Genomic DNA, 21,418 nt, shown 5'->3' with positions numbered 1-21,418 from the left:
CTATAGACGGGGTCAGACAAGGAACCAGCAATTTCGCTCAGAGCGCCCGGCACCGCTCCCGGTATTGAGAGTGGTCCATGACTTGGAGCACTACGGCTGGATTGGCGTCATGACTTCCGGGGTGCCCCCACTCCTTATATTGCGAGCACGTTTTTGTGCCGTACCCGGATATATGGAGGTTCAGATGGTCCTTCTTCAACAGCACAGTGTGCACATAGGCAAGAGAGGGAGCCTGCAGGCGCGCCGACATTCAGACTCGCTGCGCCGCTCCCGCGTGGATCTGGAGGTGGTCATTCCCGCCTACAACGAGGCCGCGAGAATCCCCGACACCTTGAAACAGACGGTCGATTTCCTGGCCAACCAGCCGTGGTCTTCGCGGATTGTTGTGGTGGACAACGGAAGCGTTGATGAGACCGCCGCAGTGGTCCGCAGGATCTCCCGGGAAGAGGGGGACGCAGTTCCCATTTCCGTGGTGGGGTGCTCACGGAAGGGGAAGGGAGCGGCAGTCCGTCGCGGCCTCCTCAGCGGCACGTCCAGGTTCACGGGCTTTTTCGACGCCGACCTCGCCACGCCGCTGGAAACCCTCACCGAGGCCATGGCTCATCTCTCAGACGGTGCAGCAGCGGTGATCGCTTCCCGCCACGCACCCGGCTCAACCCTGGTCCGGCCCCAACACCTCGGACGAAGGGTGGGCGGCACGGCCTTCCGGGCGCTGACCAAATCAAAGGTCAAGGGCATACAGGACACCCAGTGCGGCTTCAAATTCTTCGAACGCGATGCCCTCACAGCAGCCATGGTTCAGTGCCGCAGCACTGGTTTCGCCTTCGACGTTGAGCTTCTGCTGCGCCTGCAGGACAACAACGCCAGCATCATCGAACTTCCCGTGGCATGGACCGATGGAGCCGCATCAACGTTCCGCCCCTTCCAGGATGGGGTGGCCAGCTTTGCCTCGGTGATCCAACTCCAGAGGGCAACACCATGATGTCCGGCCTTCCTGACATCAACTCTCCAACCCTTCTCGCCGGAAAGCACGTGCTGGTCCTCAACTGGCGCGACGTCCAGCACTCACAAGCCGGCGGCGCCGAGCAGTACATGCACGAGATTTCCAAGAGGTGGGTGCAGAACGGCGTCCACGTCACCTGGTTTACAGGGCGCGACGTCGGCCAGTCACCTGAGGATGTCATTGACGGCATCCGCATCCTGCGCGGAGGCGGAGCCCTGTCCATTTATGGACATGCCGCGCTCCGGCTTGTGCGGACCGGCGGGCTTTTGCAGAGCGGGGGCGAATTTGATGCCGTGGTGGACTGCCAGAACGGGATACCGTTCTTTTCGCCCTTGTTCCTGCCACGGAACCTGCCGATCATCCAGGTGATCCACCACGTCCACCAGGAACAGTTCCGCACCAGGTTCTCTCCGCCTTTGGCCGCCGTGGGCCGGTTCCTGGAAAGTTCGGGAGCCAAGACGGTGTACGGCCAGCGTTCCATTGTGGCGGTCTCGCCCTCCACACGGCTGGAACTGAGGAAACTCGGGTTCTCCGGTCCTGTCCACGTGGTGCCGAACGGAACCATCGACATTCCGGAGGAGGTTGCCGCCCGCGCGCCCCATCCGACCATCGCCGTCGTCAGCCGCTTGGTGCCGCATAAGAGGCTGGACCTGCTGATGGGCCAGTTTGCCGTGGCAGTGCGCAGCATTCCAAAGCTGCGGATGGACATTGTGGGGGACGGCCCGGAGCGGGCCCGGTTGCAGCAGTTGGCCATGGACCTCGGCCTGGACCACGCAGTAACGTTCCACGGCTACCAGCCCAATGAGGTCCGTGACAGGTTGCTGAGCCGGGCTTGGCTGACTGCTTCCACCTCGGCGTCAGAAGGTTGGGGCTGCTCGGTGATCGAAGCCGCCGCGTGGGGCGTGCCCTGCCTGGCCCTGCGTGTTCCAGGCATCCGGGACTCCGTAGTGGACGGCAGAACCGGTTGGCTGGTGGATACTCCCCAGGAGCTTGGGACCGCAATGGTTGAGGCCCTCACCGCCTTGAGTGAGCCGGACTCGGAAGCGGTGGTCTCAGCGGAGTGCCGGGAATGGGCCCGCTGCTTCACCTGGGACCGCAGCACCAGACTGCTCACTGGAGCCGTATTGGAAGAGGAGAAGATACGGCGCGACGGCGGGGATCCTCGTTCGTTCCACTCTGACCTTTCCACCCTGGTCCGGTTCGTGTTGCCTGAAGATGCCGATCTTCAGTCCATCCTGCACCGGACGGATGAGGTTGCCGTTGCGGATGATGGACATGTCGCTGTGCTGATGAAGGGACGTGACGAGTTCGAGGCCTTCGCGGCAATGCAGAAGATCGGCGTGACGTCTGCGGAACTCCGTTCGGCCGGACGCACCACTCTGCTGGCCGGCCCCGGGAGCGCCTTCACTCCCGCCGATGCCCTTGATGGCCAGTAACGGACGTTCATCCATGGATTCATCCCAGAAAACAATGACTCTTGCTGTGCGGGAAAGACCCCGGTCACACCGCAGGGCTTCGGAAAAAGACCCGGGAATTGCCGCGAGCAGCGGCTTCCTTGCCGTGTCCGCAGGGGTTGTAGGCGTGATGAGCTACGCCTGCACGCTTCTCATGGCCACCATGCTGGATACCGCGGACTACACGATGTTTGCCGCCGCGGCGATGATCCTGGGGGTGGTGGGGATCGTGGCCAATGCCTTGGTCCCGCTTCCCTTGTCGCACGTTGTTGCCGTTCACCCGGCAGGCTCCGAGGAACGGCGTAATGGCGTGGCCTTCTCGGTCTTTGTGTCCTGCCTGGCGGGCGTTGCCGCTGCAGTGATCTCAGGCAGCGTGACGCTCGCGCTCGCCGACTCCGTCCTGGCCGCAGTGGTGGCGTTGGCGGCCTTTGTCATCTTCGTGGCGAATGCACCCGCGGGCTGGTTGCAGGGTGAGCTCCGTTTCACCTGGTACGCGCTGTCCACTGTGGGCGAGGTTCTCCTGAGGCTTATCTTCAGCGTGGTGGTGATCGCCATGGCATGGGGTGCCGGGGGAGCGGTCCTAGGTTTCGTAGTGGGGTGCCTGGCGCCGTTAATAGTGCCGTGGTCCTTCTACCGGGACTTGCGGTGGCGCCCGCGGGTTGTGCTGGAGAAGTGGAGATGGGCCGAGACCAGTGACATCGCCTCCGTTCTCGGCGTTGTCTCCGTGCTGGTGGGTGTCGATGTCGTGGTGGTCGGCTTCCTGGACAGCGGATCGGCCGATGCAGCAGGTTTCCAGGCGCTTGCCACCATCGCCAAAGGGCCTGTCTACGTGGCAGCCGGAACCGCTTTGGTGGCCTTCCCGTTGCTTCGCACGCCGGGTGCCAACGCGGGTCAGGTTCTTGGTGCTGCCTTCGCGTCGTTCGGGCAACTTGCCGTGGTGGCTTTCGCCATCATCGCCACAGCTCCACCACTGATGGCCGGATGCATCGTGCCGCAGAAGTACCACGGCTCCCTGGGGCTCCTGCCGTGGCTGGCTGCTTCCGGTCTTGGTTACGCGGTCCTCATGGTGCTTTCCACGGTTCTCCTAGCTCTGCGGGCCTACCGCCGATGCCAGATCGGCCTCGCTTGTGCGTGTCTCCTGGTGGTGGGTGGGCTCTGGGTTGGCTGGCAGGTGAACGCCGTCACGGGCATGGCTGTGGGTTCCGCCGTGGGTGCCGTCATGGCCGGTGGTGTGCTGGCTCTCCTGGCACGTCCGGTACTCATTGCGGCACACCCCGGCCGGGGAGCCGGCCCGTTCCTGGTTCTGGCCGGCGCCTTGATAGTGGCGCTCGCTGTGGCCGCCCGGGTCCAGCCCTTGGTGTGGCTGGCCCTGGCCACTGTCAGCGGCCTCATGGTTCTCGCTCATCAACGGGGGCTGCTGCCGCACAGAAACGACGTCAAAATTCGACGACGACGCCAGGCTGGCACAAACGGCCAAACTATCGGCCGCCGGGTCAAGCCTCAAGCACCTGCAACGAGCCCCCTGCCCAATTGGGTCGCTGGGGCGCTTTCGGGCAACTTGACCGCATTCATCGTGGTGGTTGCCGGCGCCTTCGGCGTCCGCGCGCTTGGTCTTGAGCGGGGCTTCGAACTGTGGGTGGACGAGATGTTGTATGTCCGGCTCGGTGAATCCGTCAGCGCCGGGGAATTCCCAACCTTGCCTGACGGGCCGTTCTTCCTCCACCCGCCCGGGTACTTCTTGCTGGAGGCTGGGGTCATTAAGATTTTCGGAATCACCGGCGAAATCATCGAGGTGACGCTCCAACTACGCTGGCTCAACGGCGTGATGGGTGCCCTGACCGTTGGACTTGGTTTCCTCCTGGTGCGCAAGCTGTCCGCTCCCACCGCCGCCTGGCTCGCTGCCGTGCTCTTGGCCTTCGAACCATTCATCCTGAGAAACAACAGCCATGCGTTCCTGGAGACCTCGGCCATGGTGCCGGGGCTGGCAGGATTGCTGCTTCTGGTGGACCACCGGCAGCCAAAGAGCAAAATGCTTTCGTTTCTGCGGCTGGCAACAGCCGGCCTACTGCTTGGCTACTCCATCCTGTGCAAGGACTTCTTCTTCATCAGCACAGTTGCCCCGGTGCTTGCGGCCATGGTGTGGAAGAAAACAATCCCCTGGCGTCAGGGACTCGTGGTAGCAGGCTTCGGTTTCGTGCCCTACGTGATCTACCTGATTGTCGTGGCCGCCCATGGACACTTCCCCAGCTGGGTGTGGGCCAAGAGCAACGGGCTGCTGCGCATGTCCGGTGTAGAGAAGACCACTGGCTTCACGTCCGAAGGATCACCAAGCATCGTTTCCCGGCTTATCGAGCAGAGCGGATACTTCGGTACCAGCTATATCCTGCTGGGCTTATGCCCGGTGGTGGGCTTACTGCTGTGTTTCAGCCATCATGCCGAGCGGCGTCTAGTAGGGCTGGGAGGCCTGGCGCTGGGTGCTGCCGGTGCTTACAGCGCCGTGTTCGGCACGTTTGAGGAACAGTACGGATACGGCGTCATGGTGTTCGGAGCAATTTGTTCGGTCCTGGTGGTGGTGGAACTTCGGGAAAGGTACCCCAAGGGCCGCAAAGCACTTGCTGTCGTCAGTGTGATCTACGTGGTGTTGACCGTGGTGCTGGGAATCCGCACCGCCCTGACCCTGGACAACGGCTTTGTCCGGGCCAACGACTGGGTGCAGGCCAATCTGCCTGCCGATGCGCGGATCAGCGTCACCAACAGCACGGGTCACTTCGCCTATATGCATGATCCCCGGTTTGGTATTTGGCCGTCGGCGCCGCTGATGAAAGAGCAAGGGGCGACTTACATCCTTACCCAATCGAAGCCCACCCGGCAGGGCTATGGATACGCCAACCCCACCATGCTGGCGTGGTTAGAGGGCCATGCATCTCCCATGGTCACAACATTTGGCCCCACTAACGGCGAAACCACCATTTGGTACGTGGATCCGTCTGCTCTCGAGTCAGCGGCTGCGGCCAACGTTGGGGTGCCCCACAAGGACTACGGGACGGAACGGTAACAATGAGAGTTCTACATTTAGGTTTTGAAGATCCACGCATGCCCGGAGCGGGCGGGGGTTCAGTGAGGACCCATGAGATCAACAGCCGGTTGGCCGCAAAAGGCTTCCGTGTGACGGTACTGACTGCACGGTATCCGGGCTGGCAGGAACGGGTGGAGGACGGCGTGCACTATGTACCCATCGGCTTCGGCAAGGGCGGCAACCGTTTGGCCAGGTTGCTGGCGTACATTGCCTGGCTGCCTGTGGAAGTACGTAAGCGCCGGTCAACTGTTGAGTTGGTGGTCGAGGATTTCTTCGCTCCGTTTTCCACCATGGCCGCCCCTCTGTGGACCAAGCGACCCACCATCGGAGTTGTGCAGTGGCTTCATGCCAGGGAGAAGGCGCGGCAGTACAAACTCCCGTTGCATTGGATTGAGCGGCTGGGCGTCCGAAAGCACCGAAGGCTCATTGCGGTTTCGCAGGGGATCGGAGACCGCCTGAAGGAGCTCAACGCGGACCTGCATGTGGACGTGATCGGCAATGGTGTGGATCCCGCGGTCTGGAATATCGAACCCCGTTTGGGGAAGGACGTCCTCTTCATAGGGCGCCTGGAATACGGGCACAAGGGCTTGGATCTCCTCTTGGGAGCCTGGGCGCACGCCTGTAAGAGGGTCGACGCAAACCTGCTGATCGCCGGCACTGGTCCGGATGAGGAGCGGATGCGCGAAGCCATCCGGGATGCCGGTCTTTCCGGGCGCGTGCAGATGCTCGGGTGGCTGTCCGGGGACAAGAAGTTCCAGGCGCTCAGCGATGCCCGGCTTCTGGTAGTGCCGTCCCGGCACGAGACGTTCGGCTTGGTGGCCATTGACGCACTGGCAGCGGGTACTCCAGTTATTGCGTTCGATATCCCTTGCCTGAGGGAGATTATTCCGCCCGGTACAGGATGGGTGGTTGACGCCTTCGACGTTCAGGCGCTGGGAGACGAGATCGCCCGCCGGTACCCGCAGGCCGGTCTGGAGGAAGTGGCCACGCAAGGACGGAAGTTCGCCGCCGGTTACAACTGGGATGCGCTCGCTGACATGCAAGCACGGGCCTACCACACCGCACTCACAGAACTAGGGAATCCTCCAACCCGGCGGACGAACGCCCGCCACGCTGAAAGGGCTTGAATGCCGCTGCAATCCAGAATTGAACGTTCCATGGCAGGGGATGCGCCTTGGCTGTTCCTCTCACCCCACTTGGACGACGCAGTGCTGTCCTGCGGCGCCCTCATGGAAGCCGAAGCACAGGGACGCGAGATCGTCGTCGCTACTCTTTTCACAGAGTCAGGGCCGGAACCGCACACGCGGGCCACACGGTCCTTTCTGCGCCAATGTGCCGTGCCCGACGCGGCGAAGCTCTACCAAGCCAGGCAGTCGGAAGACCGCGCCGTACTGGCTGGCATGGGAGTTCAATCCATTCATCTTGGCGAAGTTGATGCGCTGTTTCGACGCCGCCGCAAGCCACCGTTGCTGGGAAGCAGTGCTTGGGACCGGCTTCTGCCGGAACTCAACCACCGCTACGCCACCTACCGGTTCGACATCGCCTTGGGCAGGATCGCCAGGGACGATCAAGCGCTCATCCGCCAACTCCGGGGCGATGTTGCCGGGCTCATGGCGCAAACCCAAGCCGAGCTGCTCTTCTGCCCCGCAGGAGTGGGAAGACACGTGGACCATCTGATCACCCGCGAAGTGGGTAAGGGGCACCCGGACAACGTGGTGATGTATTCAGACTTTCCCTATGACTTGACGGCAACTCCGGATCAACCGCATTTGTCGAAAATGGGGTTTGTTCCGTGGACCTGGGATACGGGACTGGATGCCAAACCCCGACGGATCAGACAGTACGCAACGCAGGCGGACGCCCTTTTCCCTGACGGAGAGATTCCACAGAAACCGGAAACTTACTTTGTCCCTGGACATACTAGCGACACCGCATGATGACATCGCGGAACGGTGCGGGACGGAGTGTCTTGGCACTTTTTTGGGGGGATTGCAGTGAGAACGGTTGACGTTGATTCGGGACTGTCGATACGCCGCATTTTGGCGCAGTTACGACGGCGGTGGTCAGCTTTGGTGGTTGCAGCCGCAGCCGCTTTACTCACATTGGGTGGGGTCTCCGCTGCTCCCGCTGAGAACACGCCGCCAGCCACCCCCAGCCAGGTACCTTCAGCTTCAGGAACGTCCACAGCCACCAGTGCGGTAGCGGTATGCACGAAGAGCGGAGCGACGGGTAGCAACGCAACCGCGGCCTACAATGTCACCACCACCGTCAATGACGTGGGGGACGATACGAGCGCCATACAGAACCGCATCAACGCAGCAGGGGCAGCTGGCGGCGGTGTGGTCAAACTCGTAGCCGGGACATACATCATCAACGGCAAACTCCGGATGGCGAACAACGTCAAACTTCAGGGCGAGGGCCCCGGCACGGTTCTCAAGGCTGGACCAAAGTTCCTGTCCACAAAGGGGCCGTCAGGTGGCTATCCCATCGTCACCACCAACAGGGCGACGAACACCACGATCACGAACCTCACAGCGGACCATTCAGGAAATACCCTCCCAGCGAGTGTCAACATGAGCGGGCGTCTGGACGAGTATGTCGTTGATATCCGGGGCGGCTCCAACAACCTCGTGGATGGGGTGCACGTCAGGAACCCCTTCACGTACTCTATCGTCGCTGTCGGGACCACCAAGTTCTGTGTGAAGAACAGCACCACGATCGTCGCAACGAGCGGCAAATACAACCAACTCGACGGCATCCATGTCCTGGACTCATCGTTCGGCGATGTCATCAGGAACATCATCGACCAACGCGTTGGAACCGACGGCGACGACGGCCTCGTCGCGCATACCATCAACGGAACCACCCACGACATTGACTACATTGGGAACAAAGTCCGGGGCGGACACCGGGGCAGCAGCATGCAACTGGCCGTCGGTAACCATTCCATCTACAACGTGAAAATCGCCGATAACGAGTTTTATGGGGCGCCGTACGGTATCCGCACCGGCTACTACGACGACGGGACCGGCGCGGTCAACGGGGTGACCCTGAGCGGTAACTACATCCACGACCTCGAAGTCGGTCACATTTTCTTCGACGACGGCAGCTACGACGCTATCCATATCGGCGACTTTGACGGCCACGGCCCGATCACGAACGTCGTAGCCACGAACAACAGGGCGTGTGCAGCCGGGAATATTTACATCGCACCCGGAACCGGCAACATCAACCAGAACAACACCATTCAGACAGGAACATGCTGACTATTGACGAGGACCACGCCTTATGGCCATCGTCACCCAGCTACCATCCTGTCTGATCATCCCGCGAGGGCATCGGCCAGAGTCACCCGGTTTCGGCCGGAGGCCTTTGCCGCGTAGAGGGCGAGGTCTGCTTCCCGGAGGAGTTGCTCGCTGCCTGCCCGGTGCCCGTCCGTGAAGGCCGAGACTCCGGCGCTGATGGTAAGGACACCGTCCGGATCTCCGGAGTGCGCGATCCGCAGGTCATGGACCGCGGACCGGACACGTTCCATGACGGAAGCGGCGGTGGCAGGGGACTGGTCTTGCAGGACCAAGAGGAACTCTTCGCCACCAAAGCGGTAGACGGCGTCGGCTTTCCGGACTTCGCGGGCAAGGGTTGTTGCGATCGCCACCAGCGCGGCATCACCGGCCTGGTGCCCGTAGATGTCGTTATAGCTCTTGAAGTTGTCCACGTCCACCATCGCAAGGCAGTAATCGTGATCGTCGAGGCTGTGCAGGAGGCCCAGGTCCTCCGTGAGTTTCAGACGGTTGTGCAGCTTGGTGAGAGGGTCAGTGCGCGCCTGCTCGGTCAGTGCCGATCGGTAGCGGGCAAGGTCTGCGTGCAAGGAAGTGATCCGCTGGGCAGCCAGGAGCCTGATGTGAAGGCTGAAGGGGTCCAAGGGCTTGGTGACGTAGTCGTCCGCACCGGCCTCCATGCCTGCCAGCACATCCTTTCGGGAACCGTGCGAGGTCACCAGGATGATGTACGTGTAGCTGTCCTCCTCGGACGCACGGATGGCGCGGCAGAGGTCCAGCCCGTTGAGGCCGGGCATCATGAGGTCCGTGACTACGGCTTCGGGGCTGTGCTCCTGGTAAAGCTGCCAGGCCGAGTCGCCGTCCTCCGCCACGATGCACTCATGGCCGGACTGCTCGACGGCGGCCTTGGTGATCATCCGGGAGATCTGGTCGTCGTCGGCGATCAGGACTTTCATGAAGCTCCTTGGAGAGTGCGTTCGAGGGCAACGTCCACCTGCTCGAGTTCTGCCTGCAATTGCGTGAGCACCGGCATGCCTATTGAACCCAGGTCCGGTCCCGCCTCGCGGCCGAGCCGCTCCAGATCCTTGCACAGGACAGCGGCGCCGGCTGCTCCGATGTTGGAAGCCGCGCCGGCGAGTTTGTGCGCGGCCGCTTCTACGGCAGCGGCACTCCCCGCGCCCAGCGCGGTACGCAGTGCTTCCAGGGTGGTTTGGGCGTCCTGCCGGAAAGCCCGGATAGCGTCGGGCAAGAGCCCCAGGCCGTCTGCCGGCCCAAGTTCGCGGAGGATCTGCAGCCGGTCAGCGTCAAGAACCACAGCGTCGGGAGCAGCAGCCTCTTCACCACCAGCGTTCGACGCCGATGCTGCCGCCGGCATACGTTCGACGCCCGCCGGCGCCTGCGCGACGCCCACCGCAGCGTCGGGCACAGAGCCGCCCACCGCCGTCGACGTTTGCTCTTGTTCCGGAACCCAGCGCGTCAGTACAGCGGCGAGCTTGGCGAGGTCCACGGGTTTGCTGAGGTAGTCGTCCATGCCGGCGGCGAAGCAGCGCTCGCGGTCCTCGTCCAGTGCCCCTGCAGTCATGGCGATGATGGGAATGCGGGCTGCGTGGCCATTCCGGGCGCGGATGGCCCGGGTGGCGTCGAAGCCGTCCATCACGGGCATGTGGCAGTCCATGAGTACGGCCGCGTACATTCCGGACAGGGCTGCGGTCACTGCTTTGGCGCCGTCGTCCACAATGTCTACGTCGTAACCCAGCCTGTTGGCCATCCCGCGGGCTACCAACTGGTTGACCTCGTTGTCCTCGGCCACCAGGAGTTTGCCCAGCTGCGGCACCGGTGCCGCCAACGCAGCTGCATCCAACTGCACGGGCTTCGCCGGTGATCCTACGGTCCGGGTGGCCATCAGGCGTAGGAGGCGGTTGTAGAACTCTGAGCTTCGCACGGGTTTTGTGAGGTATTCGCGGATTCCTGCGCTGACAAGATCCACCCTTTCCACCTGCATGGTGGAAGTCAGCAGGATGATCGCAGGCGACCCGGAGCCATGACTCTCGCCCTTGATCTGGCGTGCCAGTTCCAAGCCGTCGGTTTCGGGCATGCACATGTCCACCACGGCGATGTCATAGGGGTGTTGTGTTAACACGGCTGTGCGGTACTCCTCCATGGCGGAGGTGGCGTCAGCAACGGCCACCGGCTGCATGCCCCAACTGGCCAATTGCTTTTCCAGCACCAGGCGGTTGGTGGCATTGTCGTCCACCACCAGGACCCTGCGGCCGACGAGCGTAGCCGGCAAGGTCCCTGTGTCGGAAGCGTCCGGGCCAATGGGAAGGTCCAGGACGAACCAGAATTTGCTGCCCGTTCCCGGCTCGCTTTCCAGTCCGATCCTCCCACCCATGACTTCGGTGAGGCGCCGGGAGATGGCCAGGCCCAGCCCCGTGCCTCCGTACCGACGGGTAGTGGAAGCGTCGGCTTGGGCAAAAGATTCGAACAAGCGGTGATGGTCCTCGGCGCTGATTCCAATGCCGGTATCCCTGACTTCGAACCGCAGGGAGGCGTTGTCTGCATCCCGGCTTATCATGGAAATCTGGATCTCGACTTCGCCGGCGGGGGTGAACTTGACCGCGTTGGAGGACAGGTTCAGCAGGATCTGCCGGATGCGTCCGGCGTCGCCCATCAGGCGTGCCGGTACGTCGGGGTGGCAGTAAGAGATGAGTTCCAGATTCTTGCCCTGGGCCGCCTCCGCAACCAACCCGGCCACCTCGTCCACCAAAGACCGGGGGTCGAAGGCGTTGACGTCCAGGTCCACTTTCCCTGCCTCCAGTTTGGAGAAGTCCAGGATGTCGTTGATCAGGGTCAGCAAAACCTCGCCGGCGCCTTTGACGCCCTGCGCGTACTGCCTCTGGCCCTCGCTGAGCGGCGTGTCCATCATCAGTGAGGTCAGCCCGATCACAGCATTGAGGGGAGTGCGGATCTCGTGGCTCATGGTGGCCAGGAACTCGGACTTGAGCCTGCTCGCTTCCAGCGCCGCCTCACGTGCCGCGAGCAGTTCCACTTCGGCAGCCTTGCGCTCGGTGATGTCGCGGGAGATGGTGGCGACGCCGCTGATGCCGCCCTCGCCGCGGACGGGGGACAGGGTTACCGAGACGGGGATGGTGGCGCCGTCGCCGCGTGTGCGTTCAGTTTCATAGTTCTGCACTTCACCGCTCCGGGCGGTCGATTCCAAAACTTGCCGTTCCTTCTCCAGCAGGTGGGCTGGGACAAAGAAATCGCCTTTCCTGCCGATGGCTTCCGACGCCGGGTAGCCGAAGATTCGCTCCGCCCCGGGGTTCCAGCTGGTGATAACGCCCTCGGGTGTTTCGCCGATGATGGCATCGCCGGAGGAATTGACGATAGCCCCCAGTCCTTCAAGCTGGGCCGTCCGTTCGGCCACCTTCGATTCAAGGTCCCGTGTCAGTGTCACATTCTCGACGACGATCAGCACCTGCCGCACGATCACGAAGACCACCACCACCAGCCCGGTGACCAGCAGGATGGGATCCGCCCCAATCGGTCGGCTGCGGGAGAAGAACACTGCACTGAACACGGGCACGTAGGGGAGCAGTTCAAGGGCTGCGGCATAGGCCCGCCCGTCCTTGCGGGTACTTCCGGCTTCCGGAAGCAGGGGGCTGAGTCCCACCAAAAGGAAGGCGAGCACCCATCCCAGGGCCAACGGAGATCCTGTGACACCTGTGATGCCTTGGAGGGTGAAACTCATATACGTCAGGTCGGTGATGGCGAGGATCCAGAAACCAAGACCCATGCTCAGCCACGGCAATCTGCGTCCGCGGGCTGCGCGCATGGTCAGCACAATGACCACCGAGACCATAAAAACGTCCGCGATGGGGTAGGCCATCTGCGTGATCTGCGCGAAAGCGTCCTGGTTCGTGGCTCCAGCCAAGGGACCCAGTACAGAGCTCCACGCAATGAAGAACGTGGAGCTCGCCACTACTCCGGCGTCCAGGATGGTGCGGCGAAGAGGAAGACGCAGCCCCTGGCCCCTCAGCAGCAGGATCAGGCCAATGGAGGTGGGCAGTGCGTACCAAACAAAGCCAATGTCCGCGAAGGACGGGAAGGGGTACTGGTGGTTCAGGGTGATGCCGTTGAAGGTCCACACAATTTGCCCGGCGCTCCACACGGCCAGGCCTGCCACGATGAACCAGCGGCCCGCGGAGTTGTCTTTCCGTCGTCGGGCTGCCAGAGCATGGGTGGCCAGTGCGGTGAGCGACGCTAGGAGGATCGCCAAGTCGCCGGCAAGTTGCGCTGTGGGCGTTCCTGTCCCGCTTGCCAGTCCGACGGCCAGCAGCACCAAACACAACGCCACGGGCACTAGAAAAAGCGGCCAACCGTGCCGTGCTGACGAGCGCATCGGAAGAACCCCGTGCTTCACTCCTGCCACTGAACCCCTGCCTTCGAAAGTGGCCCCACCAAAAGCGAACAACGCGCCTTGCCTGCGCTGAGGAGAGCATACGCCGAAAACACGCCCAAAGAGCAGAGCAGGCCGCTAGGAATCCTGACAAATCAAGGGCAGAGGCGGCTCGCCCCTATAGTTGATGGCTGCAGGCACGCACACGCTGGAGGAGGTTGCTGGTGGTTTACCCTAAGGTCGCCCGTCGTTGGATCCAGGTCATGTTCGGCGCATATCTGGTGGCGTTGGCCTTGGTGGTCTTCCTGCCGGCGCGTGAAGCCAGCACCGTCACTGGGTTTGTGGGGGTCATCGCCGGGTGGCTTTCGATGCTCGGCCTGCCGATCGGCGCCGCCGCAGTGGGCGTGGAGTTCGCTGCCAACATTGTCCTGTTCATCCCGTTCGGGGCGTTTCTCCGCCTCCTCCGGCCCGCGCTGTGGAACTGGTGGGCGGCGGGGCTGCTCGCCGTCGGATCGTCGGCATTGATCGAAACGGTGCAGCTGGTGGTTCCGGGGCGGGTCACAGCGTTGTCGGATGTTGTGGCGAACACCCTGGGCGCCTTGCTGGGCCTCGCGGTGATGAAGAGGCTTGCGACGGCTATTGCTTAGAGGTGCTTCCGCAGGATGTCGGCGACGTCCTTGCAGTGCCCGGCTATGCGCTGGGCAACGTCGCGGTGCACGGCCTCGCTGGCGTTGATGGGGTCCGGGATATCGTCCTCGTCGCGGAGTTCGGCGGTGGACCGGATGGCTGCCGTTCGGCTGACCAGACCGGCCAAGGGGGTGTTCGTCACTGCGCCTGTTACCGATGCCCAGCTGGCGGCGGCCGGAGCTGCCATGCCTTCGCCGGCAGGTACCTTAGCTGCTGCGCGGGCGAACTCGGCCATGGTGAACGCGCGCTGCGCGGCACCCGGATACTTCTTCACCAATTCGTCGCGCTGCTTGCGGGTCATGGTCAGCACCAGGCCGGCCGCCTCGACAACCCCGGCCGAGATCTGCCGGCCCACCGAGCCGTTCGGGTTGCCGCCGTACTCCCTGGACAGGGCAGCGGGAAGAGGCTCCATGGGCGCCCCTTCCGCAGCATGCAGGCCTGCACTCACCACCTGAAGGCTGCTGAGGCCGTTGTCATGGAGCTGGGCGCGGATCAGTTGCTCGGCCAGCGGCGACCGGCAGATGTTGCCGGTGCAGACGGTCAGAATGGACGACGGCGGATGGGCACCTTGGTTGGTCAGGGTCACAGGGCGTTGGTACTTTCGCGGCGGCGGCCACGGCGCTGGTCGGTCAGCTGGACCTGCTCTGTCGCGGCCACGGGAGTCGATTCCGTGGCGGGAACGTGGTTGGCCTTGGCCGCTTCCTCACCGGTGTCCTTGCGGTTGTAGTACGTGTAGTACTGGTAGCCGTAGTCCTCGCCCTTGGAGGATTTGCGGGAAACGCCGTTGATGATCAGACCCAGGGGCCTGCCCTTGACGCGTTCGAGGTTCTGCAGGGCACGCTTCAATTGGTCGTAGGTGGTCTTGCCTGCGCGGCTGACTACCAGGGCTCCGTCGGTGCGGGCGGTGAGGATCGCTGCGTCGGTGACGGGCAACAGCGGTGGGGCGTCCACCAGGACGATCGCGTGCTTGGCAATGTCCTCAAGTAGGGCCCGCATGACGTTGGACCCCAGAAGTTCGCTGGGGTTGGGAGGTACAGAGCCGGCGCCGAGCACAAAGAGGTCGCCGCTTTCGCCCCAGGGCTGCAGGACGTCGTTGAGGGTGGCCCTGCCGATGAGGACATCTGTGAGCCCTACATTGGTCAGCAGCCCGAACGTCTTGGCCACGGTGGGGCGGCGGAGGTCGCCGTCCACCACAACAACACGCTGCCCGGAGGCGGCGATGGTTTGGGCAAGGTTGGCCACCACGGTGGTCTTTCCTTCACCCGGGAGGGCAGAGGTGACAACGATGATGCGGGGAGGCTCGTCCACGTCCATGAACTGGAGGTTGGTCCGCAGTTCGCGGATGGCCTCGGCGACGGCGTAGTCCTGGTGGTTCTTGTTCTCAAGATCGTTGCCGCCGCGGGACAACACGAGGCGGTTGACGCCGTCGAAATTGTTGTGGAACGGAATGGTTCCGATGACGGCGACGCCGGTCTCAGCCTCGAGCTGGACTGCCGAACGGACGCGACGGTCGAAGATGTTCCTCAGCAGCGCATACCCGATGGCCAGCAGCAGGCCGGCGACGACGCCAATCATCAGCGCGAGCCTGGTATTGGGGGATGTCGGAGTGGTGGGGAGCTGTGCGGCGTCCAGCGAGCGGAAACTGACGATGGACGTCTCACTGCTGTTGCTGCCCTTTTCAAGCTCGGCAACCTGCTCCCCGACGGCCCGGACCCAGGCCTCGGCCAGGTCGCGGGCATCCTCCGGGCTGCTGGCCTGTGCGGAGAATTTGAGGGTGGCGGTGTCCTGCGGGTTCTGGGCCGAAATACGGCTGATCAGTTGCTCAGGAGTGGTGCCTTGGAGCTTGAGGTCCTGGATGACGGTTTCCGCCACGGACCGGGATTTCGCGACGTCCAAGTAGGACTTTGCGCGGGACTTGGAGTAGCTCTCGCCGGCCATGGCCGTACCAAGATCTTTATTGACGCCTACCGAAATGATGCCGCTGGCATCGGCGCTGAAGACCTTGGTCTGGGTCAAAGTCCAGCCGAATGCGACTATTCCACCCAACACGGTAATGGCAATCACTGAAATCCAGTGTGCCCGCAGGACCTTCCAATAGTCCGTGAGCTCCATGAAATTGGTCCCCCTGATGCTGTGTGGCGTCGACACGTCGACACAAAAAGAACGCAGTTCTTGCACTGCGTTGTAAGTATCGTAACGTGCTGACCTAAAGGGGATACCCACCTCGCGGTGGGATGGGGGGTTTATGACAAATGCAGGATACTGACTTTCTCCAAATGGGAGCGGTGTACTTCGCGCAGGATCAACACGGTCTTCAGAGGCATGCCGAATGCGTTTTTGGTGAGCTGACCATTAGCTCACTTTCGGGCGATTTCACTGCCCCCGATGCCACGGGACATGACGACACCGTGGACATTTATTTCGTCGCGTCCGGCCTTATCCGGGATCCCCACTCAGGGACGCACCTCCCGGGCGGCGAATCGGTTGTTGTTGTCCCTGGCGGCAGGGGCCTGCCCTCGCCATTCGTCGGGGACGCGGACGCTAAACGGATCCGGATCCAGAGAAGCGCGGCGGAGACTTTCGTCCCCCATGCACTGGACAGCGTAACCGTCACCCCCGTCCGCTCCCGGCTCGATGCTGCTGCTGAGGCCTTCATCGGGGCCATCCTGAATCAGCCTGCCCGGCACGGTTCTGCCATTGAGCTGTACGCCACCGAGCAGATCCTGCTTGAACTGACGGGCAGCCTCCTGCTGGATCACTGTGGAGTTTCCTGGGATTCCACGTCCTTGACGTCGGTGCTTAGGGACCAGGCCATGGCGGTAATTGCCCAGCGATGCGCTGACCGGGAGCTTAATCCCGAGGCCGTGGCCAAGGCTGTCCAGTCGTCATTGCGGCGGGTGCAGGCCGCGTTCGCGGAGGTGGGAAACTCCATTGCCGCGGAGATTCGCAGGCAGCGTGGCAGGTTGGCACGAACGCTGCTCACGGATGCCCGCTATGACGTCCTCAGCGTCCAACAAATTGCCGAGCAGACCGGATTCGGTACAACGGCCGCCCTGCGCAGGGCGTTGGATGAGCTGTATGGTTGCGGGCCGCGGGATCTCAGGGAACGCCGGGGCGTTGACGCTTCCCAGCCGTGAAGATTCACGTTTGTGGCGGGCACAGAGGACGTTCCGCGCAGACCTTGAACCGTTGAGCGACAAAACTTCGGGCGAGGGCCAGATCTGGACTTTCCGGCAAAAACACGTGGGTAATGTCTATCCCTGATGGGGGAACTCGGCATGTGCTGGATTCCAACCGATGGTTTTCATTCCGAGTTGAGAGAAGAACAATGAGCGACGAAGTCACCGTTTCCAAGCCGCACTCCCGCCGCGCCGTAGTCAAGGGTGCCGCCTGGTCCGTGCCGGTCATTGCTGCCGCTGTTGCTGCCCCGGCTGCCGTAGCGTCCGTGAACACTTTGAGCCTTGCCTTTACGGCCTCCTCGACTTCGCTCCTTTCCCTCGCCCTGCTGGACGGCGGCGGAACGCTCACGGCCACGGCCCTGGTCACCGTTCCCACCACCCTGACCTTCACCAACGGTCCGGGTGCCGTGACGGAGACTGCCGCGGTGACAGTGTCTGTTGCCCGCCCTGCCGGCATCAACATCAGCGTTGGCCGGGCTCGCGGCTTTGGCGTGTACTCCTTCGACGGCACCCTCACTACCGCCGGACAGCGCACTGCCGTCTACCAGTCGGCCCCCATTATTGGACAGTACGGCTTCCCGGCTACGACGTGGACCAACAACGTTCCCGTCACCGTCCCCAGCAATGGCACGCTGAACCTTCCCATCGTCTTCGGCCTTGCGGGTGTCAGCACTGGAATTGGTATCAGCGCTTTGGCAACATTCCCCGTCACGGTCACCGTGGTTATTGGTGGCCGCACCCTTACTGCCACGAGCGAAATCTCCGTTCCCGTCGGTGCGGGTCTCCTCTAGGGCCTTTTCGAAGAACATTTCAGGCGAATGCGCGTCAGTCAGAAGGGCTGGCGCGTTTTCGTGCGTTCCGGGAATGCGGATTAGGGTATTTGAAGGCCTCCAACGGTAATCCCTTTTCGGTTGGTATGGCCGGCTGATCTTAGGTGGAGGAAATGCAGACTGATGAGATCCTGGTCAATGCGCTGGGCGGTTTAGTCAGGATTCGATTCGATTTTTCGAGACAACAGTTTGATGAAGTGCGCTTCGAAAAACTCCACGGGCCTTGGTCCGATGCCATGCCTGAAAAGGAAGCGATCCCGGTTGTTAAGGATATTGTCGCCGAGCTTCTCTGGGCTTTCCCGGACGACGACGGGCTCCCAGGTTCCGTAGCGGAGCTTTCCACCCACACCACATTGGCAGCTATCGAGGCGCAACGCGGCCGCCTGTTGATGCTGCACGCCGCCGGAATCGCGCACCCCTCCGGTCAGGTGCTGGCGTTCATTGGTCCGTCCGGGAGGGGCAAGACCACCTTGGCCCGGCACCTCGGTGCCAAATATGGCTACGTCACCGATGAAACCGTAGGCATCGAGGCCGACGGTACAGTGCATCCCTACCGGAAACCTCTGTCCGTCATCCAGCCCGGCGAGGCGTACAAAAAGCAACTGGCCCCTTCTGTCCTGGGTCTTGGTGAGCTGCCCGCTGCGTCCCTTGCCCTTGCCGGGCTGGTGCTGGTTTCCCGGCGCGATGGTTATTCCGGTGCGCCCCGGATTGAGACGTTGGGGTTATGCGAAGCCCTGGTCGAGATCGTCCCGGAGATCAGCTATCTGGCCGACATGGACAAACCGCTCCAAACCATTGCATCGCACGTCGATCGTTGCGGCGCGCTTCGGCGGGTCACCTACAGTGAGGCCTTTGAGGTCCTGCCCCTCATCCCTGAGCTGATGGCGTGGGAGCCGCCTGAGGCGTGGGAGGCCGTCCTGCCCACAGGGGAAACCACGGGCGTGGTGAGTCCCCTGGCGCCGGAGTCATATCTACCTGCCCCGGTGCTGGACGCCGTGGAAGCCGGTGGGCTGACCGCCGTCCTGGACGCCAACCGAACTGTCCACGTCCTTGATGGAGTGGGGCCGCTGGTCTGGAAGTCGCTCTGTGAGGGCCGTGATTTTGCTTCGCTTGCACGGGAGGTGGAGCGCCAGTTTGGTGCTCCACCTGAGCAGAAGCTCGAACAAGCAGTGGTGGGGATTCTTTCAACTCTCGCGGATGCCGGCCTGCTCGTTCGCTCCCCGGCCCCATAACAATGGGTCCCGATACTGCGAAAGCTGCCAGCCGGCGTCGTCGATTGCTTCGTTCGCCGTGGAGCCATGCGCTGCTGGCCTTGATCCTCGTGGCACTCGTCCAAGGCTTCCTGGTGAAGATCCATCACGTGCCCACCGGCTCCATGGAGCAGACCCTCAACGTCGGCGACCGCGTGCTGGTAAACCGGACTGCGTACTTCGCTTCAGTGCCTGAACGCGGGGACGTGGTTGTCTTCCGCAAACCGCCGGGCTGGGGGCCCGCGCCTGACCGCAGCTTCCTGCGCACCAGCGTGGGCTGGTTTGGTGAACTGACCGGCATTGGCCCTGGCAACACCGAGTACTTGGTCAAGCGGATCATCGGGGTGCCCGGTGACACCGTTGAATGCTGTGATGCCGCTGGTGCGGTCAAGGTCAACGGGGTTGCCATCAGTGAACCGTACATTCATCAGGATTTCCCCCTCCACGCGGGATCTCTTGACTGCTCGACGGCGGTAGAGTCACCGCGCTGCTTTGCGCCACTTATCCTCAGTGAGGGGCAGTATTTGCTGCTGGGGGATCACCGCTCTGTTTCGGAAGATTCCGTCTCAGCATGCAGAAACCCCGCGGCCCCTCCCGACTGCGTCAGAACTGTTCACCGGGGGGACATTACGGGCCGTGTGGATTGGCTCGTCTTCCCCTTCGATAAGTGGGGAGCCTTGGATTCCTGACCCTACGTCTGCCAACCGGACCGACGTGTCAGGCCTGCTGCAGCGCCTTGGAGACCGAACGGTATCTCGCGTACAGCAATACACCTGTCACCGATTCCACAATGGTGAGTCCCAGGAAAAGCACCGCCAGTGAATCGCTCCAGAGGATCAAGGCCACGCTGACTGCGAGATACAACAACGACGACACAATCCTGATCCAGAAAACCTGGCCCACCATCCCTGCGCGACGCAGGTAGGTGAAGGGAAGGGTGCCGGGGATGCTGACCAGTTTCCAAAGACACGCCAGTGACAGAGCACCGAGAGTCACCACGTTCCAGGCAGAGCCGAACAGGGCCTGGAACACGCCAAGAACCTCCAGGACCAGGATGAGCGCAATGGCCAGGACGCTGAGGGCGGACATGCCCAGCGTCAGGCTTCTCGATTCCGCTCCGAGCAGCCGCGTCCGCATGTACCCGAGGATGGGCTGGAGTGCTCCGAGGACCGTGATGGTCGCCTTGAGGGCAACAGCTTCCTCATCCCGTTGAAGCAGGTACACCGTGGCCACAATGCCCAACGGGACCAGGGCCACCATGGCAGTTTCAAGGGTGATCCAGGCGGTTGGGGCCAAACGTGGGCGCCCCGACGCTTTATAGGGGGTCCTCAGGGCCCTGATCACGATGGCCGCTGCCATGGATGCGGCTAAAACAGAGACCGCCCACGGTGAATTTTGTTGTGCAAGGACCAAGGAAGTGCCCGCACCCAGGACCAACGCGGCAGCAGTCAAGGCCTCCATCTTCCACCCAGCCGTATAGGCAGCATGCATTCGCCCTATCTGGAGGGCCACCATGGCGCAGGGCAGGCCAAACGCCAGGACCGCAATTGAGCTGGGGAAAATGACCATTGCCAGTGTTCCCGCAACGCCCAACGCTGTGGCCCAGGCCGGGATGTACGTCTTGTCGGCCAAACGGGAATCGGCCATTCGTGGCTCGAGCAGACCCGCGGCGATCACACCGGCGCAAAAGGCGCCGATGCTTAGGACAAGTGCTATCTGGGCCTGGCCTTCAAGGGCGAAAAGCCGGGCTGCAACGGCCTGGAATGCCGCTGGGACGATGGCCGTAACAGCTCCTGAGGCCACCATGACCAGCGGTTGGAGCACGTTGCTCCGGGTGACCGTAGCAGTGGTCATGCCGTGACGCCCAAGACCGCGTCCCGAAGGCTTGCCCCCAGTGCCTCGTAGGCCTCGTCCGTTCTTGCGGCAGAACGGTTGACCGCAGCGTCGTATTCTTCGCGGGCCGTCTCACTGTTCAGGAGACGGTCAATGTGGGCGTGAACCGTCTCCGGATCAAAACTGAACGCGTTGTGGACGTACTCTTTGAGGCCCAGATCCTCGAACGCAGCAAAGCCTTTTCGCTCGTACGACAGATGAATAACATAGTGGCCCGCCTGCAAGGCCATGAGGGCAGCGTGCAAGCGCACGGCAACCACCACCCGTTTGGCGGAAGCGCCATTCAGGAAATCCCCGCGGCTGAGGATCCGCCGCGGGTTGAGGCTCTGCATGGGGGAGAGGTCCTGATTTCCACCGGTTTGACTCTGT

The 21,418-nt window shown here is 62.5% G+C and carries 17 protein-coding genes; 11 read left to right on the top strand and 6 right to left on the bottom strand.

The genetic code is table 11. The features are described from left to right. The first annotated feature begins 184 nt into the window (after positions 1-184). The 6 genes from ABQM86_RS16480 to ABQM86_RS16455 all read left to right on the top strand — a co-directional run bounded on the left by ABQM86_RS16480 (position 185) and on the right by ABQM86_RS16455 (position 8,799). Positions 185-982 carry a glycosyltransferase gene (locus ABQM86_RS16480; RefSeq protein WP_207594437.1) on the top strand — a complete coding sequence of 266 codons (798 nt, stop codon included), beginning with the start codon at positions 185-187 and terminating at the stop codon, positions 980-982. Then, positions 979-2,439 (top strand): glycosyltransferase family 4 protein, encoded by a 1,461-nt coding sequence (locus tag ABQM86_RS16475; protein WP_369744968.1) that lies wholly within the window; start codon positions 979-981, stop codon positions 2,437-2,439. Before ABQM86_RS16480 ends, ABQM86_RS16475 begins: the two co-directional genes overlap by 4 nt. Positions 2,440-2,485: 46 nt before the next feature. Continuing rightward, positions 2,486-5,512, top strand: coding sequence for a hypothetical protein (locus tag ABQM86_RS16470; protein ID WP_369744966.1), 3,027 nt, complete (start codon positions 2,486-2,488; stop codon positions 5,510-5,512). Between the two features lie 2 nt (positions 5,513-5,514). Then, a complete protein-coding gene (locus ABQM86_RS16465) occupies positions 5,515-6,660 on the top strand; it encodes a glycosyltransferase family 4 protein (RefSeq protein WP_280623417.1) in 1,146 nt (381 codons plus the stop codon). A gap of 30 nt (positions 6,661-6,690) precedes the next feature. Next, entirely contained in the window at positions 6,691-7,470 is a 780-nt protein-coding gene (locus ABQM86_RS16460) for a PIG-L deacetylase family protein (RefSeq protein ID WP_280623416.1), read from the top strand. Positions 7,471-7,809: 339 nt separating this feature from the next. Next, positions 7,810-8,799 carry a glycosyl hydrolase family 28 protein gene (locus tag ABQM86_RS16455; RefSeq protein ID WP_369744964.1) on the top strand — a complete coding sequence of 330 codons (990 nt, stop codon included), beginning with the start codon at positions 7,810-7,812 and terminating at the stop codon, positions 8,797-8,799. A gap of 56 nt (positions 8,800-8,855) precedes the next feature. Here the strand turns inward: ABQM86_RS16455 and ABQM86_RS16450 are convergent, their stop codons facing one another. Both ABQM86_RS16450 and ABQM86_RS16445 read right to left on the bottom strand, forming a co-directional pair. Beyond that, entirely contained in the window at positions 8,856-9,767 is a 912-nt protein-coding gene (locus ABQM86_RS16450) for a diguanylate cyclase (RefSeq protein WP_369744962.1), read from the bottom strand. Continuing rightward, entirely contained in the window at positions 9,764-13,213 is a 3,450-nt protein-coding gene (locus tag ABQM86_RS16445; protein WP_369744961.1) for a response regulator, read from the bottom strand. The genes ABQM86_RS16450 and ABQM86_RS16445 overlap by 4 nt, the downstream gene beginning before the upstream one ends. Before the next feature lie 221 nt (positions 13,214-13,434). Between ABQM86_RS16445 and ABQM86_RS16440 the strand changes: the two genes are divergently transcribed. Continuing rightward, complete coding sequence (locus ABQM86_RS16440; RefSeq protein ID WP_369744959.1) at positions 13,435-13,857, top strand: VanZ family protein; 423 nt, start codon at positions 13,435-13,437, stop codon at positions 13,855-13,857. Here the strand turns inward: ABQM86_RS16440 and ABQM86_RS16435 are convergent. Together ABQM86_RS16435 and ABQM86_RS16430 are read right to left on the bottom strand one after the other, a co-directional pair. Continuing rightward, positions 13,854-14,483 (bottom strand): hypothetical protein, encoded by a 630-nt coding sequence (locus ABQM86_RS16435; protein ID WP_369744958.1) that lies wholly within the window; start codon positions 14,481-14,483, stop codon positions 13,854-13,856. The two genes, ABQM86_RS16440 and ABQM86_RS16435, sit on opposite strands and share 4 nt — an antisense overlap. Next, positions 14,480-16,009: a polysaccharide biosynthesis tyrosine autokinase gene (locus tag ABQM86_RS16430; RefSeq protein ID WP_280623410.1), complete on the bottom strand. Its 1,530-nt coding sequence runs from the start codon at positions 16,007-16,009 to the stop codon at positions 14,480-14,482. Before ABQM86_RS16430 ends, ABQM86_RS16435 begins: the two co-directional genes overlap by 4 nt. Before the next feature lie 140 nt (positions 16,010-16,149). Here ABQM86_RS16430 and ABQM86_RS16425 point away from each other — a divergent pair, with 140 nt between their 5' ends. The 4 genes from ABQM86_RS16425 to lepB all read left to right on the top strand — a co-directional run bounded on the left by ABQM86_RS16425 (position 16,150) and on the right by lepB (position 19,845). Continuing rightward, complete coding sequence (locus ABQM86_RS16425; protein WP_369744957.1) at positions 16,150-17,034, top strand: helix-turn-helix domain-containing protein; 885 nt, start codon at positions 16,150-16,152, stop codon at positions 17,032-17,034. A 191-nt stretch (positions 17,035-17,225) separates the two neighbouring features. Beyond that, complete coding sequence (locus tag ABQM86_RS16420) at positions 17,226-17,867, top strand: hypothetical protein (protein ID WP_369744956.1); 642 nt, start codon at positions 17,226-17,228, stop codon at positions 17,865-17,867. 152 nt (positions 17,868-18,019) lie between these two features. Further along, positions 18,020-19,138, top strand: coding sequence for a PqqD family peptide modification chaperone (locus tag ABQM86_RS16415; protein ID WP_369744954.1), 1,119 nt, complete (start codon positions 18,020-18,022; stop codon positions 19,136-19,138). 2 nt (positions 19,139-19,140) lie between these two features. After that, a complete protein-coding gene (gene lepB / locus ABQM86_RS16410; protein WP_369744953.1) occupies positions 19,141-19,845 on the top strand; it encodes a signal peptidase I in 705 nt (234 codons plus the stop codon). 28 nt (positions 19,846-19,873) lie between these two features. Here lepB and ABQM86_RS16405 read toward each other — a convergent pair whose 3' ends face one another. Both ABQM86_RS16405 and ABQM86_RS16400 read right to left on the bottom strand, forming a co-directional pair. Then, complete coding sequence (locus ABQM86_RS16405; protein WP_369744952.1) at positions 19,874-21,010, bottom strand: hypothetical protein; 1,137 nt, start codon at positions 21,008-21,010, stop codon at positions 19,874-19,876. Next, positions 21,007-21,381, bottom strand: coding sequence for a hypothetical protein (locus ABQM86_RS16400; RefSeq protein WP_369744950.1), 375 nt, complete (start codon positions 21,379-21,381; stop codon positions 21,007-21,009). The genes ABQM86_RS16405 and ABQM86_RS16400 overlap by 4 nt, the downstream gene beginning before the upstream one ends. Positions 21,382-21,418 lie beyond the last annotated feature (37 nt).

It is taken from the genome of Paenarthrobacter sp. AMU7 (genome assembly GCF_041200195.1).
Lineage (GTDB): Bacteria > Actinomycetota > Actinomycetes > Actinomycetales > Micrococcaceae > Arthrobacter.
The sequence above is the reverse complement of the archived record's forward strand: the minus strand, read 5'-3'. Positions and strand labels throughout refer to the sequence as shown.

What these genes read in the sequence shown, in the direction of transcription:
- ABQM86_RS16480 (WP_207594437.1), top strand. Translation starts at nt 185, where the DNA reads ATGGTCCTTCTTCAACAGCACAGTGTGCACATAGGCAAGAGAGGGAGC.
- ABQM86_RS16420 (WP_369744956.1), top strand. Translation starts at nt 17,226, where the DNA reads ATGAGCGACGAAGTCACCGTTTCCAAGCCGCACTCCCGCCGCGCCGTA.
- ABQM86_RS16465 (WP_280623417.1), top strand. Translation starts at nt 5,515, where the DNA reads ATGAGAGTTCTACATTTAGGTTTTGAAGATCCACGCATGCCCGGAGCG.
- ABQM86_RS16430 (WP_280623410.1), bottom strand. Translation starts at nt 16,009, where the DNA reads ATGGAGCTCACGGACTATTGGAAGGTCCTGCGGGCACACTGGATTTCA.
- lepB (WP_369744953.1), top strand. Translation starts at nt 19,141, where the DNA reads ATGGGTCCCGATACTGCGAAAGCTGCCAGCCGGCGTCGTCGATTGCTT.
- ABQM86_RS16400 (WP_369744950.1), bottom strand. Translation starts at nt 21,381, where the DNA reads ATGCAGAGCCTCAACCCGCGGCGGATCCTCAGCCGCGGGGATTTCCTG.
- ABQM86_RS16445 (WP_369744961.1), bottom strand. Translation starts at nt 13,213, where the DNA reads ATGCGCTCGTCAGCACGGCACGGTTGGCCGCTTTTTCTAGTGCCCGTG.
- ABQM86_RS16450 (WP_369744962.1), bottom strand. Translation starts at nt 9,767, where the DNA reads ATGAAAGTCCTGATCGCCGACGACGACCAGATCTCCCGGATGATCACC.
- ABQM86_RS16460 (WP_280623416.1), top strand. Translation starts at nt 6,691, where the DNA reads ATGGCAGGGGATGCGCCTTGGCTGTTCCTCTCACCCCACTTGGACGAC.
- ABQM86_RS16415 (WP_369744954.1), top strand. Translation starts at nt 18,020, where the DNA reads ATGCAGACTGATGAGATCCTGGTCAATGCGCTGGGCGGTTTAGTCAGG.
- ABQM86_RS16475 (WP_369744968.1), top strand. Translation starts at nt 979, where the DNA reads ATGATGTCCGGCCTTCCTGACATCAACTCTCCAACCCTTCTCGCCGGA.
- ABQM86_RS16405 (WP_369744952.1), bottom strand. Translation starts at nt 21,010, where the DNA reads ATGACCACTGCTACGGTCACCCGGAGCAACGTGCTCCAACCGCTGGTC.
- ABQM86_RS16425 (WP_369744957.1), top strand. Translation starts at nt 16,150, where the DNA reads ATGCAGGATACTGACTTTCTCCAAATGGGAGCGGTGTACTTCGCGCAG.